Genomic DNA, 24,467 nt, shown 5'->3' with positions numbered 1-24,467 from the left:
GACAATATCGTTATTCCGCTGCGCAGAACTGAACAATTATGGTTAATCCAAAACTCATTGCCCTACTTCCTGATCTTGCTTCGTTTATCTTGGTGGTAAACGAAGGCAGTTTTACCGCTGCTGCTAAACAACTCGGCGTAACGCCATCGGCTTTAAGTAAGTTGATCACACGATTAGAGCAAGCCCTCTCGGTGAAACTGTTTGAGCGCACGACTCGTAAGTTGATCATCACTCAAGCTGGGCAAAAGGTTTACGACCAAAGCATTGCAATGGTGAATGCTGCGCAGCAAGCCGTTGAGTTATCTGCAGAAGATCATGCTGAGCCAACAGGTGCACTCACAGTGGCTGCCCCTGAAGCATTTCTTAATTCGGTGCTTCAACCGTTTGTGTTGCCATTCCTAGAGCGTTATCCAAATATACAGCTTAAGCTGCGTGCAGCAGATGGTGAGATTGATCTGTTCCGCCAAGGTATTGATGTCGCATTCAAGCTCACCGACAAACCCGATGAGAATCTGGTCCTCAAAGAGATCAGCAAGACCAATCTTGTTTTGTGTGCTTCTCCAGATTACCTAGCCAAACATGGTATGCCTGAGCACCCAACCGAGCTTGAGCAGCACGACTGCATTTACCTTGCCGAGAACGACAAAGACAACATCTGGTCGTTCTTTAAAGAGGAAGCCTTTCATTCGATTGCAGTAAGCGGGCGTTACGCCGTCAACCACTCTCAAATGCGCTTGAATGGGGTTAAGTCTGGCTTGGGAATTGGGATCTTCCATGACTTCGTGATCAAAGACGCGTTAGAGCAAGGTGAAGTGGTGGAGGTACTACCGGATTGGATGATCAAGAGTAACTACCACGGCGCTATCGCGATGCAGTATGCGCAAACCAAATACATGCCTGCTCGTCTGCGCGTGTTTATCGACTTCGTTAAGGAGCATTTAGTCTCCGACGATACTAACCATGCTTGAAGAGGCTAACCATGTTTAATGCCATTCATCACGTCGCGATCATTTGCAACGATTACTCAAGGTCAAAACGCTTTTACACTGAAGTGTTGGGATTGAAAGTCATTGCTGAGAACTATCGCGAAGCCAGAGACTCATACAAGCTTGACCTCGCTTTACCTGACGGCAGCCAAGTTGAACTGTTTAGCTTTCCGGGCGCACCAGAGAGACCGAGCTTTCCTGAAGCACAAGGGCTAAGGCATCTCGCTTTTTTGGTTGATGATGTTGAACAGGTGAAAACCTACCTAGAATCGAATGACGTTGAAGTTGAGCCAATTCGTATTGACGAATTCACAGGCAAAGCCTTTACCTTCTTCCAAGACCCAGATGGCTTGCCGCTGGAGATTTACCAGAAATAAAAAGAGCCAGCACGTCGCTGGCTCTTTTACTATTTCATTCTTTGTCTGTTACTAATTCAACGCCGTTTTCAGCTTCTCAACGCGGTTGAACAACAGCCAATCCAGAGTGAGAACCGTAACAATCGCCAAACCGCCCATCGGGAACGCCAGACACAATACTACCAACGTTACTAAGCCAAGCTTCCAAATACCGTCTTGCTGAAACTTAGGTGGCGCACCCAATGCAGCACTGCGACTTGGCCTGCGAATCCACCACATCACCGCACCTGTGATTGAGATTAAGATGAACGCCAAACAGAACACCACGTTGAGCACTTTGTTAAACACACTGACATCGCCTTGATGCAATGACACACCTGCCGCCATGAACTTGGCAAACAAACTGTAATCTTGCCATGTGACATCCACCAACAAGCGACCGGAATATTGGTCAAAGTGGCTGGTGCGATCTTGTCTTGGGTCGGAAATATCGCCACCCATAGAGTTAGCTGCAACGGTGTAAACGCCCGTCTCAGAGCGCGGCAAAAACAGCTTATAACCAGTGAAGCCCATCATTTCAGCTTTGAGGATGATATCATCAATAGAGAGCACATCATTATTGCCTGCGTATGCCATCTCTTCCTTCATATTGGCATGATCATGAGCGGGTTTGTCTTTCGACTCTGGCACAGCAGCAAGCTCTAAGTTCCATGGCATCTCTTCTGAAGCGCCATGGTTAAGATCTTTGTGTGTCAGTGTAGATTCCGGTTTCTCACCCCATGTGTAATAGGTTGGGAAGGTATTCCAAGCTTGCACCATTTTCGCCCCCCAGATCCCTGCCCACGACAATCCTGAAATCAAAAAGAACAACAGAACAAGCGACAGTACACCACCTAAATTCGCATGCAGGTCACGCATCAACATTCGAGGGCCATTGTTAAGGCGAATTTTCAAAAAGCCGGCGCGGCTGGCGTTGTCTCTCGGTAACCAAAGGTACAAACCAGACACCAACAGCAAAATCCCCAGACTTGCGGCGATTTCAATTAAACGGTCGCCTAGGTCGCCGATGAGCAACGTGCCGTGAATGCTGTTCATCAGTTCATAGATGCTATCACCACGATTAATGGTGCCTTGTACGTCTCCTGTGTAAGGATTTACTGCAACAATCAGCGAGCTGCCTTCTTGGTTTTGAATCGAGAATCGGTTGGCCATATCGGCCGTTTTAGCAGGTACAAACTGAGTGACATTAAAATCGGGATACGCCTGCTTGACGGTTTCTAATTGTGCAGAGACAGGAACCATTTGCTCTTGTGGTGAAACTTGTAGTGTCGCTTCGTATCGAGCCAGTTCGATTTCGTCATCAAACAACATCACCAATCCCGTGAGGGAAAGCATGAGCATAAATGGAATGACGAACAAACCTGCGTAGAAGTGCCATCGCCAAGTCATAAAGTAGATGGATTTTGCGCGTGAGGCTTCCTTGAGTTGAGGCTTTGCCGAGTTTCTCAACATGTGTATTTTCCTTTTTTCATTGTTGAACACCCAAATTCAGCCAAACGCATCCTGCACATACGCATTCGTATGCGGCGCTATTTGACTTAGATTTGGGAGTACCACTGCTCGAAGTGGCAGTGTTGCTGACTATATACCCAAGTGACTTCAAGATGCTGGATTCAGAGCGTTGTCATTGATTCGAGTGCAAAGAAAACAACGCTGTGTAATAGACAACTCTTTCCAAGTTGTTTGAAGCAGCAATCGGAGCAATGACACGCTCCCGAAGGGCGAGTTGCCTTGGCTTGTATACTTTGTTGTCGATATCTTGATTTAGACCCACTAGACCTTTAAATCGCCGCCGCGTCTACAAACCAAGTCATTCTCGCTGAACCAAGCATCTCGAGGTTACTTGGGTATCGTGTAATTGTTTTTGTTATGAGAAAAGGGAAACTGGCGGCGCTCGAGGAACTGGTGTTTCAAATCGCACACTTAGAGCCAAATAAGCGTAGCTGTCAGAAATCACCAAGCTCAGTCTTGAGAGTATTGGTGTCGTTGGAAGTGTATCGTGATGAAAAGTCGAGAAGTGGCTAAACGGACAAGGCTTACCTTTGTGGCTGACAGAATTGTCGCCCTCTTCTATTTGAACCAATTCAAAACCGTTAAGCGTACATAGCGTTGCCCACACGCCCATGCTGTTACCATGAGCATTGATAACAGGCATCAGCGTCACTAGCGCCCAACTGAGAGCACTAGCAAATAACATCGAGCGGTAAAAAGGAATTAATCTACGCATAACGGTGACTTAACAAATTTCACACAGCGTAACTAATTCTGAGTGGTAGCTCAAAAACAGGATCAATAAGTGGCTGCTACCTCACAGGTTTTCTTGAATACCTCGATTGACAGGCACAAAAAAGCCCGCCGAAGTGGCAGGCTGATGGTCATTTCTTCAATTTGGATAAACGGTTAGCTAAACAGTTTGCTCCAGATACTTGGGTTGCGTTTGTCGTGGTACTCTTCACGAAGGCTATCGATTTCACGCAGTTGGTCTTTCGCTTCTTCTAGCTTGCCCGCATCAAGATCCGCTTCAATCTTATCTAGCGTTACCGTCAGCTTGTTAAAGCCTTCTAGGTAGATATCGAACTTCTCTGGTGGGTAATTACCACGCTTAGATTGTTCAACGATCGCTTGCAAGCTATCAATCGCAGATTTCATGGTTTCAACATCAGACGCTTCTGCCGCCTGTTTGAATTCCATCTTCATCTGTTTCATGTTTTGTTTTAAATCAACCGCTTCTGCCATTGCGTATGTTGAGCCAAACGCAATCGCACACCCTAGGACTAAAGGACGTAACATTTTTCACTTCTCCATTTATAGTGCCGAATTCTGTGTCGGCTTTATTCACCCAAATAACCTACGCCATAAAAGGCGAAAAACTAGCTTATTTGAGTATTTCCGGGTCGCAGTGTAAAGCAATCTGGCGTCAGGTGCATACCTTAAATGTAATCAAGTTTATGCGTTGAGAATGCTGTCATATTCTGCAATTGGTTTACGGCCTCTCAAAGCTAAGAAAGACAAAAACTGCTGAGCGGTGTGAGTAATCACTTTCTTGCTATCAATACCCACTTTGTCCATTAACTCTCCAACCAACTCCAGATTACCAACATCGTGACAGAAGTGCGCGTCACTGCCCGTGGTGAAGAAAACACCGAGATCTTTCCCGATTTGTGCAATCTCGTGGCAACGGTCTACGCTGCCTACTCGGCTATTGCCCTTCAGAGTGGTGTTGTTAATTTCAATCGCGACATTGTGCTCTTTCGCGCACGCTAAAACGGTCTGAAAATCAAAGTCGAAATTTGGATTACCAAGATGACCGAGCGCATCAATACGGCCACTCTGAATGACATTAACAAGTGCTTCCGTGTGAGTTTGCTTGTTTGCAGGACGAAAAACGGGTTCATGAAAACTCGCGATCACCCAATCTAAGTTGCGGTCCACACTCAGTGGAATATCAATGTCGCCTTCGGTATTCATAATGTTGGATTCAACGCCACGAATAATCGCAACCCCCTCAAGAAAACGAGGCAGAATTTTCTGGTTCGAGAAGAACCAGTAATGAGGCGCACCCGGCATTGATTCTGCGTGATCGGTCGTGCAGAACATATCCAGCCCGTTCTCTTTTGCCAACTTTGCATTTTCAAGCAAGGTACTGTACGCGTGACCACTGGCGTACGTATGTGTATGGGTATCAACTTTAAATTCCATCATCCACTCTCTTAGGTGCGCTATCTTGCGTGCTATTGTATACCTTCAGGCAACGCATCGTCAGCCCAAGATAAGCAAGAACCCTAAGCTTGCTCTTCACTAATGGCTTTTATCAAGGGTAAAGCTTTTTCCCATCCGTGATTAAACATGGAAACAAAGTCGTTGTGAGTATGAATGGTAACATTGAGTAGTAAACGATCGTTGTTGGTATCGATCTGGTAGATCTCTCGCGATCCGATCCACCTAGATGCTAGGTCAGCATCGAGTTGTTGACGATTATCCGGATTAAAAATGGCAACATGATGAAATTCAAGTTTTTGAAGCGGTAGCACCGTATCTATGATCGCCCTTGTCCCGCCCATATCTGGATCAAAAAAAGTGATGCCACCTCCTTCTTCCCAAGCTCCTTCAAATTGAGACTGCGGTGAAAAGGCTTGTGCCCAACGTTTATACAACTCAACATCGGTTAGCACTTCCCACACTCGTTGCGGTGTCGCCGAAATTTCGACGTAATAATTTAGCGTAAGCATGATTTCTCTCCCTGAACCTTTCTTGACGCTAGCCCATACTCAAGAAAAATCAAACCACACGACCAATTTATCTACCTGCCCCCTTCATTTTCCGACAGACTAAGAAGTTCTCGCTTGTAAACCACCACTGCGATGCGCCGTAAAACGAACCCAACATGTGTTCAGTATGATTGCGAGCACTATTAAACTCATCCCGACAATTTGACTTTGACTCATTCGGTCTTCAAAAAACAGGCTCTGCCAAACCGCAGTGAACAATAAGTTAGTAAAAATGAGTGGCGCAAGTTGAGAGCCACTGCTTGCCAGTTTATATGCTTTGGAGCGAAAAACTTGGGTGTTAATGATCATCAGAGACATCATACCGATCCACAGCGTATTTGAAGAAATCTCAGGCGCCATAACACTCATATTAAGTAACGCGTCGAAGTCATTAAACAAAGTTAGCGGCAACAGAAATACGGCAGCAAAACCAAACGCCCAAAAGTTGATTTCTAGCGGCGACATATTTGTTTTACTCACTTTATATAACGTAAGCTGAGAACCAGAATTGAAGAGTCCACCAGCCAAGCCGAGCAATAAATCCGCTCGCCATGTAATCTCACTTCCACCGCCCGCCAACATAACCACACCAGTGAACGCCATTGCTAAAGCCGCCAATGTTGAAACACGAATGCGCCCTCTCATGAACAGCCTTTCAACCAAGGGAATAAATAATGGGCCAGTAGCAAACAACACAACCCCTTCAACGAGCGTTAACGTTTGTAATGACGCGATAAAGCAAAGTTGTGACAAACCGATACAAAGAGCACGCAATAAAATAGGCTTTAGCGTGCCCGATTTAGGAAAGGTAAGGTTTTTCACACGAAGTAAAATAAGCAAGATAAGCGCAGGCACCAAAAAACGTAAGAAGCTAAATAGTGTGACGGAAAGTTCGCCTGACAACTGCTTTGCTAACAGTCCAGTAACAGATAAGCTTAACGTAGACATCAACATGAAAAGGATAGATTTATTTACAGCATTCATTCAATACTCCTTAATATATGGAGCATTTTAAAAGACATCACTTATCGTAAATAGCGAATAATATTAACCATTGATGTAAGAAAAACTTACAGTTTAACTTATCTATCACCAGCTACGGTTTTTAAATTATGCGGAAACTAGTCCCCTTAAAGTCCATCTACGCATTTGTTGCAGTAGCTGAGTCTGGCAGCATGACAGAAGCAGCACATATATTAAGTGTGAGCCACTCAGCCGTAAGTCAGGCGATTAAATCGCTGGAGAGTCAAGTCAACAAGCCTTTGTTTGATCGCATAGGCAGACAAGTTCAACTCAATGCGGACGGTAAAAAGTATTACCGAAAGGTGGCACCCGCTTTAGAGCAAATTGTCGATGCAACGGAAGCACTCATCCAAGATCAGAACTTGCAACGTGTTACGCTCAATATGGTGAATTCATTGGCTCTTCACTGGTGGATTCCTCGAATGTCCGATTTACAAGGGTTTGCTCCTCAATTAGACGTTCGTTTATCAAACCTGTCTGGCAGATTCAATTTAGAACAAGAAGGTATCGACGCGGCCTTGGTGCATGGAAATCCCGAAGAATGGCAGGATTACTACTGCGAAAAGCTCAGTGAAGATGAACTGGTTTTGGTATGCAGTCCTGAATTGATAGCGAAGACAAAAGACTCAAACATCACTCAACTCTTAAAGCAGTATCCCATCATTGAAGTTACTAACGAACGAAGAAAAAATGACTGGAACGTGTGGCTGGACGCGACGGGTATCCAGCGACCTAAAAATAAAAAACCAATCACTTTTAACATGTCGATACAAGCCGTCCAGGCCACAACTCGTCGTTTGGGGTTATTGGTCACTCATCGCTTGTTTGTGAAGGATGACATCAAATATGGTCAGCTAATCGAGCTGGGTGAACCCGTCATTAATCCTCATCAACAGCTTTACTTTGTATGCCCGCCACACAAGCTAAAGCTTGAATCGTTTCATCTGTTGCGATCTTGGCTACAACAATCATTCAACTATTAGAAACTTTTGTTAAGCACATTCACTGAAAAACTAGTATAAAGTTAGAAGAGCACTTTTCATCCAAGGATGGTTTATGAAGCAGTATCAAATATGGCTAAGCGCACTCTGTTTTGCAGTATCTTTGAGTACGACCGCTGAAGTAGAAAATGATAACCGCCTTTCAGAACAAGGGATCTCCACGGCAATTATTGGGGGTCAGCAGGCTACCCAAAACCAACTTCCTTTTTTTGCACGTCTTATTCTACATAAAACTGGCGCTAATCAGTTTGCCAATATTTGTGGGGGAACCATTGTAAACGACCGCTTCATTTTAACTGCGGCTCACTGCGTAGAACCAAGCGTTTTTACTGACGGCTGGACAATCAACGACCTACGAGTGTTAGTCAAAAACCCTACGATGAATGACGTGTTTGTTGAAGAATTCAAAGATGTTCGCTCTATCACGATTCATCCTGATTATGTGCCTAGCGATTTATGGATTAATGACATCGCTGTCCTTGAATTGACTAGACCTATCACCGATAACGTCCAATCCATCACTTTACCGCAAGACTTTGGAGACTACAGCAGCAAGTCAGTTTATCAGATATTCGGTTTAGGTCAGACCTCAACCAATGATGAAAGCCCCCCTAACTATTTACGCTGGGCAGAAGTAAAACCCCTTACCGACACCCAATGCGCTTCGTTGGTAACAGGGTTTAACGCTCAGGAAAGTTTATGTGCGAATGGATTTCCTGAACGAAGCTACACTGGTATCTGTCGTGGTGACTCAGGCGGTCCTCTCACCTATCAAGACAATAATGGCATGTATCAGCAAATTGGCATTGTGAGCTACGGTTCTTCAGTTTGCGAATCCGCTGCGATTCCAAGTGTGTTTACCGAGATTTTGAACTATGCAACATGGATTGAGACCCAAACCAGCTCAGGTGTAAAAACCAGTTATAACGCCCTCTTAGCAAGTTCGGAAGATTATCATAGCGAAGGGGACTCTGGCTTTGAGCCTGTCGATACCAACACATCTGGCTTTGGTAACAACGGCAGCAGTGGCGGCGGTGCTCTCGGATCAGGGTTGATCATGCTTGGAGGCTGGTTTGGTTGGCTAAGACACCGCAGAAATTATTCGCGCTCCTAGTAGCGTCAACAAGACATCATAATATCTTGCGCTTAACGCGAGAGTTAATGATGTCTTCAATCATCTTTTGCTCTTTTTTCGCTTTTTCATAGTTCTGCTTAGTACGCCAACGATCAAGCACTTTTTCTAACCCTTGAACGCGTGCGTGCTTGTGTTCTAGCGTTTTCTGTACAGATGCACATTCCGCTTGCATAACGGCTTGCTCTTGCTCGTGGTGACGAAGCATTCTTTGTAGCATTTGGTCAACACGATTAAAGTTCATCAAAGCCGCGCTCGTCAGCGTCGGGCCGGTTCGGGTTGATTGTCCAGCGTGGCCTTTCAACGCCGACAACTGTTCCAATTGCATTGAAAGATGGGAGTGACGCTGACGCATGGCATCAAGTTGTTGACCCACACGGTCACGCTGTTTTTCTTCCATTTGCTGTAACTTGCCTACGGCTTTTAACTTGGATTTCATTTCAGCCTTGTCACTCCCATTTGATTAAGCACTTTGAAAAAGCTGCGCGAGCTCGGTCAAACTGGTTGGGTAATCTACAGACTCGTTGGCAGCTTGTTGTAGATATGCACGCAAATTTGGATACATAGCAACAGATTGATCTAACTCAGGATCTTGTCCTGGTTGATAACCCCCTAATGGCAGTAACTCTTTAACCTGAAGGTAGTTGGAGTACATTTGACGGAAGTTATTCGCAATCGTGCTGTGTGCGTCCTGCGTACAAGTATTCATACAACGGCTAATAGACGCGTTGATATCTATCGCGGGATAATGCCCTTGCTCAGCCAGTTGACGCGATAAAACGACATGCCCATCTAAGATGGCGCGCGCGGAATCCACGACAGGATCTTGTTGGTCGTCCCCTTCTGCCAATACGGTATAAATTGCCGTTAAGCTACCATGTTGATTTTCACTGTTACCCGCTCGCTCTAGGAGTTGAGGTAACACGCTGAAGACTGAGGGCGGATAACCACGAGAAGCTGGAGGCTCACCGAGCGAAAGAGCGATTTCGCGCTGTGCCATGGCGTATCGGGTTAGAGAGTCCATCAGAAGTAGAACGTCTTTGCCTTGGTCTCGGAAATACTCTGAAACGCGATGACAAAGTAGTGTCGCTCTTAACCTCATTAGCGGGGATTCATCAGCAGGAGCCGCGATAATGATCGCTTTCTTGCGCGCTTCTGGGGTTAAGTTTCTCTCGATAAACTCACGTACTTCTCTGCCTCGCTCACCAATAAGCCCGACCACAATTACATCGGCCTCCGTGTTTTTGGTGATCATCCCCATTAACACACTTTTACCGACGCCACTGCCAGCCATCAAACCAATACGTTGGCCTTTGCCTACCGTCAATAGTCCATTAATCGCTCGCACGCCTACGTTGAGTGGTGTATCAACTGGGCGTCGCTTCAGTGGGTTAATCGGTTTTGGTTCAAGTGAAACTCGATCTCCCCCCTTAAGCGGAGCCCCATCATCTAACGGCTCACCTAAACCATTCAGTACGCGTCCTAACCACTGAGAGCTTAGCTGCACGGTACTGTCACCATCAAGAGGGATGACTTTTGCACCTGCAAACAGATCGCCTAAACGGCGGATAGGCATGAGGTAAGCAATAGTGTGTTCAAAGCCCACAACTTGCGCTTCGATCATATCGCCTTCCGCGGTTTCTACGAGACAACGCTGCTCAAGCTTAAACCGACACCCTACGGCTTGTAACATTAAGCCGTTTACTTTTATCAATCGCCCTGTTACGCGAGCAACAGGGATTGAATCGAGCGAAGCCAAGGCTTCGCTCAAACGCTCACTTAATAGTTCATGGCTTAGGGTATTACTCATGCTCAGACTCTACCTGTGGAATACTGACTTCATCCAAAAGGTGTTGCTTTACATTGTCCATACAGGCTTCCAAACGAGAGTCGCAGCTCGCATCCGCTTCTGCGTCATCAGTCACTAACTGACAGCCACCAATAGGAAGCTCCGTATTAGGGACCAGTTTCCAAGATTGCGGCAAATCAGCATTGATGTGAGTAATGCGCTCTAAATCTTGCGGATTTAAATGCACAGTTACTGTTTCCGCTTTACCAGGCATGGCAGACAATGTCTCGTCCACCAAAGCTAGGATCTGCTGAGGCATTAAAGTGAGCTCGGCACGAATCACTTGCTGAGCTACCTTTTGTACCAGTTCACAAATCATATGGCGTTGTTGCTGTTCTTTTTCATCTTGCCAACGAGAAAGGGCGTGAAAAAGTTCATTGACAGGCTTCGCCGCCTCCAAAAAGCCTTGCTTTCCAGACTGCTCACCGGAAACAAAGCCTTTTTGGAAACCTTCTTTTTGGCCTTCCAACAGACCTTGTTGCTTGCCCTGTTCGATACCTTGGCGTAAGCCTTCCTCATGTCCTTGTTGCAAACCTTGTTGAAAACCTTCTTCAAGTTGCTGTTGGATATCTATTTGAGGTTCTTGCCAGCCTTGGTTATCTAGCCCGAATTCGTCTTCGATAGTCTTAGGTTGCGCTAAAGGAGGAAAACGGTGTAAACGATACCCGCTCGGAGGCAATCGCATAGTACTTGATTTTGTCTCTAGCATGACCTTACTCCACCGTTGGCTCTTCATAGAGAAGCAGCTGAACTTCACCAGATTCATCCAGCTCACGTACCATTTGCATGATGTCTTGACGTGCTTTTTGAACTCGACTTAACGCAACAGCGCCGCGTGCGTCCATGTCATCTTCTAGCGCTTTCACCATACGTTGCGGCATTGAACGCTTAATAGCTTGTTGTAAGGTAATATCGGAACCTTTTAGCGCGACTGCCCACAACTCTAGCGGAATCTGCTGCACCAACATGTCCATGGTTTCTTCGCGTTGTCGGCCAAGAACCATAAAGTCGAACATGTTTTCTTCGATTGCATTAACAACATCTTCATCATGCAACTTCAGCATTTCCATTAATGAACCACGGTCACCTTCAAAGCGGTTAATGATATCTGCTGCTTGCTTAACACCTGATAACGGCGTGCTTTGACTCGCGGATACTTTTTCGATGCAACGCTCAACGAGTTCATGCAAATCAACGGCAACTTGATGATCGATATCTTGCAATTGAGCAATACGGAACAAAATTTCGTCATGGTAATCTTGTGGCAAGTGCTTCAATACCGCTGAAGAGCTGTCCGCTGGCAAATACGCTAGAAAAATTGCTTGCATTTGTGGGTGCTCGTTCACAATGAAACGAGCGAGAGTTTCTGCTTCCACCCACTGTAAGCGCTGCATATTGTTGCGAATTTCATCGCCATATAACGTATTCAATAACCCTTTTGCCAAATCGTTACCCAACGCTTTACGCAATGTATTAGATAGGTATTCCTTAGAGGCTCCTCGAATACCGCTGTGCTCACGGAAATCTTCAAAGAAAGTTTGAATAACACCACGAGCAGAATCGCTCTTAATGCCATTTAACTTCGCCATTGCACGAGTCACACGCTGGGTTTCATCACGGCTAAAGTGTTGCAAAACCTTCGCTGCGGCATCCTCGCCCATGCCTAATAGCACGAGCGCGGTTTGTTCAACATAACTAAGCGTCTGCTTTGATAGAACTGTGTTCATTGATGTTTACCCATTGTTTCAGTATTTCGGCTACGCGCTCTGGCTCTTCATTAGCAATAAGCTGTAGGTGTTTCAATTGAATTTCTAATGGCGAACCTGCTGGTGGTAGCATGTCGCTGTTTACATCTAAACCTGAAGAGGCTGAGATGCCTTTTTCAGATAGGCGGCGATCAAGTACTTCTTCATGCTCGCGCTCTTCACGCGTTTGCAAGTTTTCGTAGTCAGGTTCTTCCTGAGGCTCAGCAAAATTTAGCTCAGGCACAGGTTTATCAACGCCAGTTAGGTGCATGATTAATGGACGCAGTACGAAGAAGATCATCGCCAAGCCTAACAAGCCACCAATAACGTAGCGTATTGGCTGCTGTACTGTAGGGTCTTGCCACCACGGCAGTGCAGGAGGAGCATCAATTTCGATTGGGGTGAAGTTGAAACTCATTAAACTTAAGCTGTCACCTCGTGTGGCAGAGATACCAACAGCATCCATGATCATGTTTGAGATTTGCTCTTTATCGGCTTCACTCCACGCCACACCATCTGGCGAAGCTTTGGAGTTCAACAGAACCGAGACACTAAGCTTTTCTATTTGGCCTTGTTGGTATTGAGTACGACGAACACTACTACCTACAGCATATTGACGATTCACTTCAGATCGCGCATTCGTGTTTTGGCTATCGTTCGTTTCCACTTCACCAGATCCTGTCACTGGCGGTTGGTTACTTAGAGAACCAGGAACACCCAACGCAATTTGATCAACCGAGTTGTTATGAATGGTGTGCTCATTACGCACAACCGGCGCGTTATCCAAAATTTCTTGTGTTTCTTCAACTTGGCTAAAGTCCAGATCGGCAGCGACTTGTACGCGGAAGTTACTCGGCCCCACAATCGGCGTAAGCATATCTGCTGCGCGTTGGATGATCTGTTTTTCAACACTCTTCTGGTATTCAAGATATTTCGCGTTTACTTTGCCGGCTTCCGCAGAAGCGACATCCGCACTAAGAAGACGGCCATACTGGTCAATGACAGAAACAAATTCTGGCTTCATTGCCGTGACACTGCCGACCACTAGGTTAATGATCGCTTCAACTTGTTCAGGCTTTAAGTCTTCACCAGGTTTGAGCTCAAGCATGACAGATGCTGAAGGATTCTCACTGTTTTGGCGGACGAATAGAGTTTGACGAGGTATTGCTAAATGAACACGCGCGTTCGCTACTGAGTTCAAAGACATGATAGTACGTACTAACTCACCTTCTAAACCATGACGATAACGCGCTGTTTCCATAAATTGGCTCGTACCAAGAGAGCTATCTTCCTTGAGCGAATCCAAACCTGTCGGCAGCTTAGCTTTAACACCTTTTGATGCAAGCAACATGCGTACCTTAGCAACCTCACCTTCTGGTACAAGAACTTGTCCATTTTGCTCTTGCATGCGGTAGCTTACGCCTTCGCTTTCTAATACCGACACAATTTCGCCGATATCAAAACGCTCTTGCTGGCTATAGAGCGGACGAAAGCTCTGCGAGGAACTCCATAGTGCAACCACAATAATCGCTGCAACAATCGCAGCTAACACCGCAGATAGCACTAAGTTTCTCTGACTGCTAGACCAGATTTGCTTCAGCTTCGTTGTCACATCGTCCATGCCGTTGGCAGTAGAAAATGTCTGTGCTGTGCCGGTAGCCATAGCTGTGTTTCCGGCGACTTGGGGGGTTAGTTCTGACATGAATTACACCGGCATCTTCATAATATCTTCAAATGAGGTCACGACTTTGTTGCGCACTTGCATCAAAGCATTAAAGGACAAGCTGGCTTTTTGGCTCGCGACCATTGCACCAACTAGGTCATCACTTTTTCCTGTTTCTACGGCCGTCATTTTTTGACTAGCCACTGATTGATGTTGATTCACTGTATCCAACACATTTGTCATCGCTTGTGAGAACGATAAAGGTGCGTTTAGTGATTGTTGATCTAAAGGATTTGCACTCACGATAAACTCTGGCGGCTGCACTTGTGCCTGCATCGCCTGCATTTTTGACAACATAAGTTGCTCTGCCGAGACCGCATGAGTAGGTTGACTTGCCATCTATTTTTTCTCCTATTAGGCAGCCGAGCCTAGTGCCGACTGTAAATCAATACCATGTTCTCGCATTGCTGCGAGCTTGTAGCGTAGCGCTCGAGTAGAGACTCCAAGCGCGTTTGCGGTTTTCGTTCGGTTTCCACCAAACTGACGTAACTTTTCCAAAATAAACTGATATTCAGCTTGCTTCTTCGCTTCTACATGACCAAAACTTGAAGTTGGCTCTGCTGTAGGAACTGACGCGACAAGCTCAATAGGCAGCATCAGGTCATGGGCTGTAATGTAATCACCATGACGCATGACCAAAGCGCGTTGAATGACATTTTCCAACTCACGAATATTGCCCGGCCAGTGATACTGACTCAGCGCACTAATCGCATCTTGGGATAGGTGACAGCGGCTGCTATCTTGATACTTTTCAATAAAGAATTGGCTAATCGGTAGAATGTCCTCTTTTCTTTCACGCAAAGGCGGCCAGTGCAGAGGCAGCACATCTAATCGATAATAAAGATCTTCACGGAACGTGCCTTTTTGAACTTCCTCACGTAAGTCTTTGTTGGTTGCCGCAATAACACGAATATCGAGCTGAACGGCTTTATGGCTACCAACACGTTCTACTTCACGCTCTTGAAGGACGCGTAACAATTTCGCTTGAACCGCAGGTGACATTTCACCAATCTCGTCAAGCAGAATCGTCCCGCCATTTGCTTCTTCAAACTTACCGCTTTGAGAATTTGTCGCTCCGGTGAACGCGCCTTTTACATGACCGAATAGCACAGCCTCTAACATTGACTCTGGAATGGCGGCACAGTTAACCGCCACAAATGGACCATTGATACGCGGAGAGTGCTCATGCACATATCGCGCCAGCACTTCTTTACCCGTTCCCGATTCACCTGTAATAAGCACACTCGCGTTAGTACATGCTGCACGATGCGCCAATTGCAGAACTTGTTTGCTTCTCCAAGACTCCGCAACAATGTTGGCCATTGGCTTACCTAACGCTTCAACACGTTTAAGCAGATTAACCAACTGATTAGATTCAAACGGGCGTAATAGATAATCAGTAGCGCCCGCTTTCATCGTCTCAGCAGCCAAGATGCCTTGTTCTTGGTCGACAATCGCAATAACAACACCCGAATTTCGCTGCTTTTGGTGACACGCGACAAACTCACGAACACACATATCCGGCAGCGTAGAGCTCACTAAAGTGATTTCTGCTCGCTCTTCAAGCAAAGCGCCTCGACCAGTACGAGTGTGTTTCGCGGTGTAACCTGCATTTTGCAACACATCCAATACTGGTTGAGCAAGAGCTTCATTTGGCTCAACCAACAAAATTTTCGTTTTCGTCATCATTGAACCTTAACTTTCGTTTGTTGATTTTGTGATTGTAGATCTGGGTGGTGTTTCGTAGCCGTATACTCGTTGTCCCTCACTAAACGCAGGGTGACACGTCGGTTTTTTGCTTGGCCATTAACCGAGTTATTGCTGGCAATTGGGTAACGTGAACCATGAGCTCGTGTTTCGATCATCGACTCGTCGACCCCAAGCTCAATCAAAGCATTGGTGACTTGCTCTGCTCGAGTACGTGACACAGAAAGGTTCGTTAAACTTGAACCAACGTTATCGGTGTGACCGTCGATGAGGATTTTGGTCACTCGATCATCCACAGATACATAGCTATACAGCGCTTCTAGTGTTGCTTTCTGTCCACGACTTAACGTCTTCTGACCAAACTCAAATGAGAGCGCCATATCCCTTGCCTCTGAAAAAGACAATTTAGGCAATCGCGCGCGACACGCATTAAATGATTTCAATGCGTTTTGAATTTGAAGAGTAGGAATCACAATCTCTGAAACAGAGGAAGCATTACTTCCTTTAAGTGACAGCGTCACCCAACTACCCGAAGCAATTGAATCCATGAATTCTTCAGCGCCTTTATTAAAGATGAAACGCTGAGACGGCTTAGTAAATTCAAGGGAACCAAATTCTTTTCTATAAAGCTCATCACCCCAAGGAGCATTTTGAGTTGTTAAAGCAATCGTTTTCCATTTATTGTTTTCATATTCTATATCGGAAATAAAATAGAATTTATTATTAGGTTCCGCTAGGAAATAAAACTTCCCATAGTCATTATTTGATTGCAACAAGTTGCATTTGAATTTATTTCCCTCATATGTCCATTTAGAGAGGTCCATAGGGATTGTTAAGACTTCTTCTGAATATGACACTTTTGAAAAAATAAAACTGATAACAATAATTGTGTTACAAATTATCAAACGGACATGATTCATGTATATCTTACATTCCCATGACTTAAACCGTTTAATTAAATATGCCACCAAGCCGAGAGAACTGGCATAGCTAATCATTTTAATTACCTATTCTGAATATTAAAATTGGTTACAAAACGCTCAAGAGAGCACGCTTAGCCTCCAATGGAAGCTTTAAGCATAAAAAACAGTATCTTATAATTTATTTATTTGAAGTTGTTGTTACGCCATAAAGGCAATTTAAAAAATCTATAACAACTAAAACGCTCAACATTGTTATTTTATTTATTAAGCGATTTATAAAGAAAACTAACTCTTTTTAAATTTCATTAAAAGATTATGACTATATGAACAAAGCAACATGTGAACTAAAGTCACAATCTTAGAGTTTGGAGCTAAAAGATCATTAAAATTTCTGTGTAGACTACACGCCATTAAGTTAAAACACTTTCGATTGTTAACGCACGGTAAAATATAAATGGAAAATAGAGTTAGCGAGCCTATTTCTGATAGTCAACTACTTGATGTAGAATTATTAGGCAAACCTATTCATATCATTCGTGAGAAGCTCGATAATTTAATTTCAGAATCTTGCTCAAACCTTACGACTGAATTACAAAATTGGCTCAGCACAGGAAAAGTGGAAGCTAGCTTAACCTCAGTAGACTTGCACCGCTTTACATCGGTTGAGATGGACAAAGAGCAAACGTCGACCTATCAACATCAGGAAGGCGGCATGGTATTCATCCATGGTAACCCTCACACGCTAATAAAGTTGGCTGATAGATTTTATGGTGCAAGTGCAGAGCGCTCAGCCGCTACTCTGACGGCCAGTGACTTACGTTTACAAGAGCGCATCAGTCGAACCATCATCGGTTGGCTTGCTCCTGGTGAAATGTGGGATACGGGTGAGTATGAGACCCCTAGAGGTATTGGCATTAACGTTCAATTAAACATTGCGTTTGACGATCATCAAGGCTCAATTCACCTCAAGCTAGATGGTCATCTTATTCAAACGCTGATCGAGCAGCTTGAACTGCAGCCTGATACCGATTTGTTTCAACCTTTCTGTCGTTCTTTAGAGACGACCCCCGTTCGACTGAACGTTGTTCTAAGTAAAAAGAAGATGCCTTTAAGTGATGTGGTTGGTTTACAACCCAACGATATTTTACCTATTGAGCTTCTTAACACGGTTCCAGTAAGCATTGGCAACCAATCTCTATTTACAGGTCGTATTGCCGAGCAAGACGGCCAACTTGTTTTGATCTTTAACCCTGATAAGGAACCGCAGCGATGAGCGAAGCGCTAGAAACTAATGCATTCGACGCAGAAGAACTGAACTTTGATGATTTTCAATTAGAAGACTTTGAAGCCGAAGATACGCTCCAACAAGAACCAGCCACTGCGGAACGTGACCTTAGCTTTTTCAAAAGCATTCCTGTCACAGTCACGCTGGAAGTTGCGAGTAAGGAGATCCCACTTGGGGACTTAATGAAAGCGGGTGAAGGCACGGTTATCGAGTTGGAAAAGCTCAATGGCGAGCCTTTAGACGTGAAAGTAAACGGTTCTCTTATGGGCCACGCTGAAGTTGTCGTTGTCAATGATAAGTATGGACTTCGTCTGATCGATGTACATGACTCTGCATTGAGTGGCGTTGGTCAATAATCTTAGGTAGGCATCACAATGAAAAATCTGAGCGCTTGGCACCGTTGGTTACCTCTTTTGGTATTGGTGTCACTTTTGTTTGCTTTCCCAACAATGGCGGCTGACAACGGCTTAACTATCTTGTCCGTTTCTGATGGCGACACACAACAAGAATACAGCGTTAAACTGCAAATTCTGTTGTTGATGACGGCGCTCAGTTTTCTTCCAGCATTTATTTTGATGGCGACGAGCTTTACTCGAATTGTCGTTGTCCTTGCGATTTTGCGCCAAGCTCTTGGTCTTCAACAAAGCCCACCTAATAGAGTGTTGGTCGGGATCGCTCTCGCATTGACGTTGCTGATTATGCGCCCTGTCTGGAGCGATATTTATGAAAATGCGTTTCAGCCATACGACAACGGCGAAATCACGCTAATACAGGCTTTTTCTGTTGCAGAGAAGCCAGTGAGAGAGTTCATGCTGGCACAGACGCACCAAAGCTCTCTTGAACAAATGTTACGTATTGCCAATGAGCCTCTCGACCAAAACGTTGAGGATATTTCATTTGCCGTTGTCTTGCCTGCATTTGTCATTAGTGAACTAAAAACCGCCTTCCAAATTGGTTTTATGCTTTTCATCCCGTTTTTGGTCATCGACTTGGTTGTCGCCAGTGTCCTGATGGCAATGGGTATGATGATGCTATCACCTTTAATTGTCTCACTTCCCTTTAAGTTGGTGGTATTTGTACTCGTGGATGGTTGGGCAATGACAGTTGGCACCTTATCTGCCAGCTTCGGTTAACTAGGAGCAGTTATGACCCCAGAACTAACCGTAACGTTATTTTCCGATGCAGTATGGCTGATCATTTTGATGGTTGCCGTATTGGTTGTTCCAGGCTTAATTGTCGGTTTGTGTATCGCCGTATTTCAGGCTGCCACACAAATCAACGAGCAAACACTCAGCTTTTTGCCACGTTTGCTCGTTACCTTATTAATGGTGATTTTTGCAGGTCACTGGATGCTACGTAAGATCATGGAACTGTTTGATTTCTTGTTCCACAACATACCAGGGATGATTGGCTAATGGCCATCACATTTGCAGAGCTCTCGGCGATACTCGGTCAACTCTGGTGGCCGTTTTTTCGTGTGGGAGCCGTATTTATTTCAATGCCTTTCTTTGGTGATGCAATTATTCCTGTTTGGGTTCGTACTTTACTGGCCCTCTCGATCGTTGTCATTACTGGACCGTTAATGCCACCCATGCCACAAGTCGAGTTATTCTCTATGACTTCCCTGTTCCTTGCTTTTGAGCAAGCTATTTGGGGAGTAATGTTTGGGTTAATTTTGCACATGCTCTTTAACGTTTTCACCATGCTTGGCCAGGTGATTTCTCTGCAAATGGGCTTAGGTATGGCGATGATGAATGATCCTATTAACGGGCTTTCTGTCGCCATTTTGGGACGCATATTTCTGATTTTCTCAACCTTGTTGTTCCTCGCGCTAGAAGGACACTTACTCGTCATAGATATCGTGATTCAAAGCTTTGTTGTTTGGCCAGTCGGATCTGGTATCACATCGCTTTCTCTGCAAGGTGTTGTCAATATTTTCGGTTGGATGTTTGCCTCTTCACTCGCTTTGGCTTTGCCCGCTATTGTTTCCATGCTTCTAGCCAACATCAGTTTTGGTGTAATGAACCGAGCCGCACCATCACTTAATGTCTATGCGTTAGGTTTTCCTATGACGATGCTGCTGGGTCTATTCAGCGTATTAATCTCAGTTTCTGGTGTTCCTGGTCGCTACACGGCGCTCGTTCACGACACCATTAGACACTTGAGTAACTTTATGTTGGGGGGAGCATGAGCGATCAATCTTCTCAAGACAAAACTGAAAAAGCCTCACCGCAGAAGGTAAAGAAAGCCCGCCAGGAAGGACAAATTCCTCGCGCGAAAGAGTTTACTACTGCGGTGATATTTCTAGCGGTGGCGCTCTACTTTTACTCTCAGCTTAATAGTATTTGGGAAAGCATGTCGGGGATCTTTCGCTACAACATGATGCTGACGCGAGCCGACCTAGAAAATCCTAAACAACTTGTCGAGCAATTGGGACAAAGTTTAGCGGTCATCATCGACATGCTATTACCATTGTTTACCGTCATTATTATCGTGACCTGTGGTAGTAGCCTTGTGCTAGGCGGCTGGATGTTCCGTCCCGCGAACGTGATGCCAAAGCTCAGCAAAATTAATCCTTTGAGCGGGATAAAGCGCATTTTTTCGACCCGCTCAGTGGTTGAGCTCTTAAAGTCGACGTTCAAAGTAGCCGTGATCTTCGGCATCTTATATGGCTATTTAGACAACCACTTACAGCCATTACTTGGCATGCAAAACCTCCCACTCAGCCAAGGTTTTTCTCTAGTAATGTCAATTCTGTTTGAAGGCTTACTCTTAATGGGCTTTGCATTGTTGTTATTTGGGGTTATCGACATTCCTTATCAGCGTTGGGAACACCTAAAAGAACTCCGCATGACGAAACAAGAATTGAAAGAGGAATTTAAAAATAATGAAGGTCGTCCGGAAGTAAAACAACGTATTCGTCAAATACAGCAACAGTTTGCGCGCCGTAAGATCGATAAAATGGTGCCGACGGCTGACGTGATCATCACAAACCCAACGCACTACGCAGTCGCACTGAAATACGAGCCTTCGCTTTCTGACGCGCCCTTTGTCGTCGCAAAAGGCGTAGACGAAACCGCTATGCACATTCAACGTATCGCCCGAGAAAACAAAGTGGAAATCATTAACTCCCCGCCACTTACCCGTTCGATTTATCACACGACGGCGATTGAACAAGCAATCCCAAGCCAACTGTACATTGCAGTGGCACATATTCTTACTTACGTTTTGCAATTGAAAGCCTTTCGTAAAGGTGAGGGAAAAGAGCCAATTCCTTTACCTCATTTTTCGATTCCAAAACATTTGCAGCACTGATTAACCCGCGTTTATCCAAGGACACGAAAGTATGCTTAACCGGTTAAAACAACTTCAAACATCAACCAAAGGCTACGTTGGCATTCCAATCGTCTTGCTAATGATATTAGCAATGGTGATTCTTCCTTTGCCTCCTCTGCTACTGGATGCGCTGTTTACCTTTAATATCGTCTTAGCAATCCTAGTATTGCTGGTCAGCACAACCGCAAAGCGACCATTAGATTTCTCTGTTTTTCCAACTATTTTGCTGGTCGCAACATTATTACGTCTCACATTGAACGTGGCTTCTACGCGAATTGTACTCCTAGAAGGACATAATGGTGGTGACGCAGCGGGTAAGGTCATTCAAGCATTCGGTGAAGTCGTCATTGGCGGTAACTACGTCGTTGGTATGGTGGTGTTCGTCATCTTGATGATCATCAACTTCGTCGTAATCACCAAAGGTGGTGAACGTATTTCTGAGGTTTCAGCCCGCTTTACGTTGGATGCTTTACCAGGCAAACAAATGGCAATTGATGCCGACTTAAACGCTGGCCTTATCGATCAGGAAACGGCTCGCTTACGCCGTAAAGAAGTCGCCAACGAAGCCGATTTTCATGGTTCGATGGATGGTGCATCAAAGTTTGTGCGTGGCGATGCCATCGCAGGTTTGTTGATTCTGTTTATCAATATCATTGGTGGTATCAGTATTGGTGTCTTCGAGCATGGACTCGCTGCGTCTGACGCCTTTAAAACTTATGCCCTACTCACAATCGGTGATGGTCTAGTTGCTCAAATTCCTTCACTACTGTTGGCAACGGCTGCCGCGATTATCGTTACGCGAATTAATGATAGCGATAATGGCATGTCGGAAACCATGCAAAAGCAATTACTGGCAACTCCTGCAACGCTATTTACTGTCGCAGGTATTATGGCGGTAATCGGTATGGTACCGGGTATGCCACACCTAGCCTTTTTTGCGTTTGCTGGCGCATTAGCGTTCGCAGGGTGGCGTCAAACCAAGAAGCCAGTGCAAGACTCCCAGATTGAAGAGGTCGAAGCACTTTCACAAGCAATGCAAGACGATGATACACCGCTGACATGGGATGATATTCCTCACGTCCAAACATTATCACTTGCGCTTGGTTACCGGCTCGTCCATCTAGTCAACAAAGAACAAGGGGCACCTTTATCACAACGAATTCGCGGTGTGCGTCGAAACCTTTCTGAACAAGTTGGCTTTTTATTACCTGAAGTTCGTATTCGTGACAACCTGAGCCTCAAGCCAAACCAATACACAATTTCTCTAAATGGCGAAGTCATTGAGCAAGGCTTTATTGAACCAGAGCGTTTAATGGCGATAGCGGTTGGCGAAACTTACGGTGAGGTAGATGGCATTTTGGGTAGCGATCCTGCTTATCAGTTGCCAGCTGTATGGATTGAGCATCAAGATAAAGCAAAAGCACTTAATATGGGTTACCAAGTTGTCGATGATGGCACTGTTATTGCCACTCATATTAGTAAAATCATGAAGACAAACCTTGCAGAATTGTTTACGCACGACGATGTGGAAGCAATAACCCAGCGTTTGACACAACAAGCCCCGAAACTAGCAGAAGCATTAGCAGCAGCACTTAATCCAGCGCAGCAGCTGAAAGTATATCGTCAGCTTTTATTGGACCAAGTGCCACTAAAAGATATTCGCACGATTGCCAACACAATGTTGGAATCCGCGGAAAATACAAAGGACCCGATCCTACTTGCATCTGATGTACGCTGTGCACTAAAGCGTACGCTTGTTAACTTAATTGCAGGACAAAAGAACGAGTTAAATGTCTACGCACTGTCTGATGAGCTAGAACAAATGCTACTAACTTCACTGCAACAAGCACAATCTTCTGGTACGGTAACACTAGATAGCTTCCCAATTGAGCCAAACATTCTTGGTCAGTTCCAACAAAACTTGCCATTGATCAGACAACAGCTTAAGCAACAGGGGCTACCTCCGATCCTTCTCATTATGCCACAGCTGCGCCCTCTTCTAGCGCGTTACGCTCGCACATTTACGCAAGGGCTGGCAGTATTGTCTTACAACGAAATCCCAGAAAACAAACAAATCAATGTGGTAGGAAACCTTGGTTAATCTTATTTCAACACATGCGATGTACGAACATTTGGTTGGTCTCGCAGTACAACACATCGTCACGGATGACGATCAATTAGTCTTTGATGCTTTAAAACACAATGATGTCCAACACGCATGCCAAGCAATTAGGGAAGCTCAATCAGGGGAAGTAGAATTCCAACACCTGACGTTGAGATTTGGTATGCGTGGAGAACAAAGTGTCTATCAATTCAAACTCTCTGAACAAATGCAGTACTGCCTGGATTTGTTCAGTCTTTACCTTGCACTAAGACAAACACAATTTCAGTTAGAAGCCTTTCATCACGACTTGATTAGTAATGTTGTCGTGCCGATTCGCGTGGATGCATTACTGTGGGAGCCTGGGGTTTATTTTCTCGAACAGACGATTCAATTCCACTCTTCTGCTTTTCAACATGTGATTCCTTCTCTTCAAGCTGATGAAACGTTATGTGATCGTGATAAAGTCGCCACACTCACCAAAAAGTTAAAAGAGAATGCATATTCACTTTGGTTTGAAGTCGCGACATCGCAAGTGAACTTCGAGCGCGTCGCAGACTTTAGTCCCGATATGATCAAATTGTCAGTCACACTAGAGGATAAAGAAGAAAGACACGCTTTCCTACCTATTGCTAAGTTCTTAAGAAAGCATAAATATACTTGGGTTGCCGGACGTGTAGCGAGTCAAACGGAACTTAACCGCTATCGTTTATTGGGTGCCAGTTATTATTTTGGTTATTTCAGCGATATCCCAACCTCTCTCTCCTTTCAGTCTTTTGATGAGGAATAGTTGAAACTCAACCATTTATATTTAAAACAGCACGATTTATTCGTGCTGTTTTTTTATTTATAACGGATAACCACAAGATCATTGGGCAATAGTTTCTTTAACTTAACTAAAAAATTTAGGCTTATATGATGATTTTCCCGGTTTTCATGGAATACAAATCACTAAAAATCATCAATTTTTAT

The 24,467-nt window shown here is 44.9% G+C and carries 26 protein-coding genes; 12 read left to right on the top strand and 14 right to left on the bottom strand.

Annotated features, from left to right (window positions below):
- The first annotated feature begins 38 nt into the window (after positions 1-38).
- Positions 39-968 carry a LysR family transcriptional regulator gene (locus R7F64_RS01650; RefSeq protein ID WP_005384005.1) on the top strand — a complete coding sequence of 310 codons (930 nt, stop codon included), beginning with the start codon at positions 39-41 and terminating at the stop codon, positions 966-968.
- A gap of 11 nt (positions 969-979) precedes the next feature.
- A complete protein-coding gene (locus R7F64_RS01645) occupies positions 980-1,363 on the top strand; it encodes a VOC family protein (RefSeq protein WP_132936283.1) in 384 nt (127 codons plus the stop codon).
- Between the two features lie 51 nt (positions 1,364-1,414).
- Here the strand turns inward: R7F64_RS01645 and R7F64_RS01640 are convergent, their stop codons facing one another.
- The 6 genes from R7F64_RS01640 to R7F64_RS01615 all read right to left on the bottom strand — a co-directional run bounded on the left by R7F64_RS01640 (position 1,415) and on the right by R7F64_RS01615 (position 6,654).
- Positions 1,415-2,854 (bottom strand): PepSY domain-containing protein, encoded by a 1,440-nt coding sequence (locus tag R7F64_RS01640; protein WP_318071392.1) that lies wholly within the window; start codon positions 2,852-2,854, stop codon positions 1,415-1,417.
- 415 nt (positions 2,855-3,269) lie between these two features.
- Entirely contained in the window at positions 3,270-3,629 is a 360-nt protein-coding gene (locus tag R7F64_RS01635) for a hypothetical protein (protein WP_080773099.1), read from the bottom strand.
- 173 nt (positions 3,630-3,802) lie between these two features.
- Positions 3,803-4,192 (bottom strand): cytochrome b562, encoded by a 390-nt coding sequence (locus R7F64_RS01630; RefSeq protein WP_170893963.1) that lies wholly within the window; start codon positions 4,190-4,192, stop codon positions 3,803-3,805.
- 156 nt (positions 4,193-4,348) lie between these two features.
- Entirely contained in the window at positions 4,349-5,101 is a 753-nt protein-coding gene (locus tag R7F64_RS01625) for a phosphatase (RefSeq protein WP_170960403.1), read from the bottom strand.
- Between the two features lie 83 nt (positions 5,102-5,184).
- Positions 5,185-5,631 (bottom strand): SRPBCC family protein, encoded by a 447-nt coding sequence (locus R7F64_RS01620; RefSeq protein WP_005375065.1) that lies wholly within the window; start codon positions 5,629-5,631, stop codon positions 5,185-5,187.
- A gap of 99 nt (positions 5,632-5,730) precedes the next feature.
- The gene (locus tag R7F64_RS01615; protein ID WP_136976832.1) at positions 5,731-6,654 is read right to left on the bottom strand and encodes a DMT family transporter; all 924 of its coding nucleotides are present in this window, start codon (positions 6,652-6,654) and stop codon (positions 5,731-5,733) included.
- Positions 6,655-6,782: 128 nt separating this feature from the next.
- Between R7F64_RS01615 and R7F64_RS01610 the strand changes: the two genes are divergently transcribed.
- Both R7F64_RS01610 and R7F64_RS01605 read left to right on the top strand, forming a co-directional pair.
- On the top strand, positions 6,783-7,676 hold the full coding sequence (locus R7F64_RS01610; RefSeq protein WP_130545755.1) for a LysR substrate-binding domain-containing protein: 894 nt from the start codon (positions 6,783-6,785) through the stop codon (positions 7,674-7,676).
- Between the two features lie 73 nt (positions 7,677-7,749).
- On the top strand, positions 7,750-8,808 hold the full coding sequence (locus tag R7F64_RS01605) for a S1 family peptidase (RefSeq protein ID WP_025768593.1): 1,059 nt from the start codon (positions 7,750-7,752) through the stop codon (positions 8,806-8,808).
- Between the two features lie 16 nt (positions 8,809-8,824).
- Here R7F64_RS01605 and fliJ read toward each other — a convergent pair whose 3' ends face one another.
- The 8 genes from fliJ to R7F64_RS01565 are packed head-to-tail and all read right to left on the bottom strand — an operon-like array spanning position 8,825 to position 16,848.
- The gene (fliJ, locus tag R7F64_RS01600) at positions 8,825-9,265 is read right to left on the bottom strand and encodes a flagellar export protein FliJ (RefSeq protein ID WP_017820533.1); all 441 of its coding nucleotides are present in this window, start codon (positions 9,263-9,265) and stop codon (positions 8,825-8,827) included.
- A gap of 24 nt (positions 9,266-9,289) precedes the next feature.
- The gene (gene fliI / locus R7F64_RS01595) at positions 9,290-10,636 is read right to left on the bottom strand and encodes a flagellar protein export ATPase FliI (RefSeq protein WP_318071391.1); all 1,347 of its coding nucleotides are present in this window, start codon (positions 10,634-10,636) and stop codon (positions 9,290-9,292) included.
- On the bottom strand, positions 10,629-11,384 hold the full coding sequence (gene fliH / locus R7F64_RS01590) for a flagellar assembly protein FliH (protein ID WP_005375050.1): 756 nt from the start codon (positions 11,382-11,384) through the stop codon (positions 10,629-10,631). Before fliH ends, fliI begins: the two co-directional genes overlap by 8 nt.
- A gap of 4 nt (positions 11,385-11,388) precedes the next feature.
- Positions 11,389-12,402, bottom strand: coding sequence for a flagellar motor switch protein FliG (locus R7F64_RS01585; protein ID WP_005375048.1), 1,014 nt, complete (start codon positions 12,400-12,402; stop codon positions 11,389-11,391).
- Entirely contained in the window at positions 12,371-14,122 is a 1,752-nt protein-coding gene (fliF, locus tag R7F64_RS01580) for a flagellar basal-body MS-ring/collar protein FliF (protein WP_005384024.1), read from the bottom strand. The genes R7F64_RS01585 and fliF overlap by 32 nt, the downstream gene beginning before the upstream one ends.
- Positions 14,123-14,125: 3 nt before the next feature.
- On the bottom strand, positions 14,126-14,482 hold the full coding sequence (gene fliE, locus R7F64_RS01575) for a flagellar hook-basal body complex protein FliE (protein ID WP_005375045.1): 357 nt from the start codon (positions 14,480-14,482) through the stop codon (positions 14,126-14,128).
- 15 nt (positions 14,483-14,497) lie between these two features.
- Entirely contained in the window at positions 14,498-15,829 is a 1,332-nt protein-coding gene (locus R7F64_RS01570) for a sigma-54 interaction domain-containing protein (protein ID WP_031778880.1), read from the bottom strand.
- Positions 15,829-16,848 (bottom strand): OmpA family protein, encoded by a 1,020-nt coding sequence (locus R7F64_RS01565; protein WP_136976831.1) that lies wholly within the window; start codon positions 16,846-16,848, stop codon positions 15,829-15,831. The genes R7F64_RS01570 and R7F64_RS01565 overlap by 1 nt, the downstream gene beginning before the upstream one ends.
- A 379-nt stretch (positions 16,849-17,227) precedes the next feature.
- Between R7F64_RS01565 and R7F64_RS01560 the strand changes: the two genes are divergently transcribed.
- The 8 genes from R7F64_RS01560 to R7F64_RS01525 are packed head-to-tail and all read left to right on the top strand — an operon-like array spanning position 17,228 to position 24,285.
- The gene (locus R7F64_RS01560) at positions 17,228-18,046 is read left to right on the top strand and encodes a FliM/FliN family flagellar motor switch protein (RefSeq protein ID WP_136976830.1); all 819 of its coding nucleotides are present in this window, start codon (positions 17,228-17,230) and stop codon (positions 18,044-18,046) included.
- Positions 18,043-18,414 carry a flagellar motor switch protein FliN gene (fliN, locus tag R7F64_RS01555; RefSeq protein WP_005375038.1) on the top strand — a complete coding sequence of 124 codons (372 nt, stop codon included), beginning with the start codon at positions 18,043-18,045 and terminating at the stop codon, positions 18,412-18,414. Before R7F64_RS01560 ends, fliN begins: the two co-directional genes overlap by 4 nt.
- A gap of 18 nt (positions 18,415-18,432) precedes the next feature.
- Entirely contained in the window at positions 18,433-19,191 is a 759-nt protein-coding gene (gene fliP / locus R7F64_RS01550) for a flagellar type III secretion system pore protein FliP (RefSeq protein WP_005375037.1), read from the top strand.
- A 12-nt stretch (positions 19,192-19,203) separates the two neighbouring features.
- A complete protein-coding gene (gene fliQ, locus R7F64_RS01545; protein WP_005375036.1) occupies positions 19,204-19,473 on the top strand; it encodes a flagellar biosynthesis protein FliQ in 270 nt (89 codons plus the stop codon).
- Entirely contained in the window at positions 19,473-20,249 is a 777-nt protein-coding gene (fliR, locus tag R7F64_RS01540; protein ID WP_005375027.1) for a flagellar biosynthetic protein FliR, read from the top strand. The genes fliQ and fliR overlap by 1 nt, the downstream gene beginning before the upstream one ends.
- On the top strand, positions 20,246-21,373 hold the full coding sequence (gene flhB, locus R7F64_RS01535) for a flagellar biosynthesis protein FlhB (protein ID WP_005375025.1): 1,128 nt from the start codon (positions 20,246-20,248) through the stop codon (positions 21,371-21,373). Before fliR ends, flhB begins: the two co-directional genes overlap by 4 nt.
- A gap of 31 nt (positions 21,374-21,404) precedes the next feature.
- A complete protein-coding gene (gene flhA / locus R7F64_RS01530) occupies positions 21,405-23,495 on the top strand; it encodes a flagellar biosynthesis protein FlhA (RefSeq protein ID WP_318071390.1) in 2,091 nt (696 codons plus the stop codon).
- Between the two features lie 19 nt (positions 23,496-23,514).
- Positions 23,515-24,285: an EAL domain-containing protein gene (locus tag R7F64_RS01525; RefSeq protein WP_005375023.1), complete on the top strand. Its 771-nt coding sequence runs from the start codon at positions 23,515-23,517 to the stop codon at positions 24,283-24,285.
- Positions 24,286-24,467: the final 182 nt, after the last annotated feature.

Source organism: Vibrio sp. Vb1980 (assembly GCF_033338615.1).
In the GTDB taxonomy this organism is placed as follows: Bacteria; Pseudomonadota; Gammaproteobacteria; order Enterobacterales; family Vibrionaceae; genus Vibrio; species Vibrio alginolyticus.
The sequence above is the reverse complement of the archived record's forward strand: the minus strand, read 5'-3'. Positions and strand labels throughout refer to the sequence as shown.

Coding starts and splice junctions, on each gene's coding strand:
- R7F64_RS01650 (WP_005384005.1), top strand. CDS start 39: ATGGTTAATCCAAAACTCATTGCCCTACTTCCTGATCTTGCTTCGTTT.
- R7F64_RS01645 (WP_132936283.1), top strand. CDS start 980: ATGTTTAATGCCATTCATCACGTCGCGATCATTTGCAACGATTACTCA.
- R7F64_RS01640 (WP_318071392.1), bottom strand. CDS start 2,854: ATGTTGAGAAACTCGGCAAAGCCTCAACTCAAGGAAGCCTCACGCGCA.
- R7F64_RS01635 (WP_080773099.1), bottom strand. CDS start 3,629: ATGCGTAGATTAATTCCTTTTTACCGCTCGATGTTATTTGCTAGTGCT.
- R7F64_RS01630 (WP_170893963.1), bottom strand. CDS start 4,192: ATGTTACGTCCTTTAGTCCTAGGGTGTGCGATTGCGTTTGGCTCAACA.
- R7F64_RS01625 (WP_170960403.1), bottom strand. CDS start 5,101: ATGGAATTTAAAGTTGATACCCATACACATACGTACGCCAGTGGTCAC.
- R7F64_RS01620 (WP_005375065.1), bottom strand. CDS start 5,631: ATGCTTACGCTAAATTATTACGTCGAAATTTCGGCGACACCGCAACGA.
- R7F64_RS01615 (WP_136976832.1), bottom strand. CDS start 6,654: ATGAATGCTGTAAATAAATCTATCCTTTTCATGTTGATGTCTACGTTA.
- R7F64_RS01610 (WP_130545755.1), top strand. CDS start 6,783: ATGCGGAAACTAGTCCCCTTAAAGTCCATCTACGCATTTGTTGCAGTA.
- R7F64_RS01605 (WP_025768593.1), top strand. CDS start 7,750: ATGAAGCAGTATCAAATATGGCTAAGCGCACTCTGTTTTGCAGTATCT.
- fliJ (WP_017820533.1), bottom strand. CDS start 9,265: ATGAAATCCAAGTTAAAAGCCGTAGGCAAGTTACAGCAAATGGAAGAA.
- fliI (WP_318071391.1), bottom strand. CDS start 10,636: ATGAGTAATACCCTAAGCCATGAACTATTAAGTGAGCGTTTGAGCGAA.
- fliH (WP_005375050.1), bottom strand. CDS start 11,384: ATGCTAGAGACAAAATCAAGTACTATGCGATTGCCTCCGAGCGGGTAT.
- R7F64_RS01585 (WP_005375048.1), bottom strand. CDS start 12,402: ATGAACACAGTTCTATCAAAGCAGACGCTTAGTTATGTTGAACAAACC.
- fliF (WP_005384024.1), bottom strand. CDS start 14,122: ATGTCAGAACTAACCCCCCAAGTCGCCGGAAACACAGCTATGGCTACC.
- fliE (WP_005375045.1), bottom strand. CDS start 14,482: ATGGCAAGTCAACCTACTCATGCGGTCTCGGCAGAGCAACTTATGTTG.
- R7F64_RS01570 (WP_031778880.1), bottom strand. CDS start 15,829: ATGACGAAAACGAAAATTTTGTTGGTTGAGCCAAATGAAGCTCTTGCT.
- R7F64_RS01565 (WP_136976831.1), bottom strand. CDS start 16,848: ATGATTAGCTATGCCAGTTCTCTCGGCTTGGTGGCATATTTAATTAAA.
- R7F64_RS01560 (WP_136976830.1), top strand. CDS start 17,228: ATGGAAAATAGAGTTAGCGAGCCTATTTCTGATAGTCAACTACTTGAT.
- fliN (WP_005375038.1), top strand. CDS start 18,043: ATGAGCGAAGCGCTAGAAACTAATGCATTCGACGCAGAAGAACTGAAC.
- fliP (WP_005375037.1), top strand. CDS start 18,433: ATGAAAAATCTGAGCGCTTGGCACCGTTGGTTACCTCTTTTGGTATTG.
- fliQ (WP_005375036.1), top strand. CDS start 19,204: ATGACCCCAGAACTAACCGTAACGTTATTTTCCGATGCAGTATGGCTG.
- fliR (WP_005375027.1), top strand. CDS start 19,473: ATGGCCATCACATTTGCAGAGCTCTCGGCGATACTCGGTCAACTCTGG.
- flhB (WP_005375025.1), top strand. CDS start 20,246: ATGAGCGATCAATCTTCTCAAGACAAAACTGAAAAAGCCTCACCGCAG.
- flhA (WP_318071390.1), top strand. CDS start 21,405: ATGCTTAACCGGTTAAAACAACTTCAAACATCAACCAAAGGCTACGTT.
- R7F64_RS01525 (WP_005375023.1), top strand. CDS start 23,515: ATGTACGAACATTTGGTTGGTCTCGCAGTACAACACATCGTCACGGAT.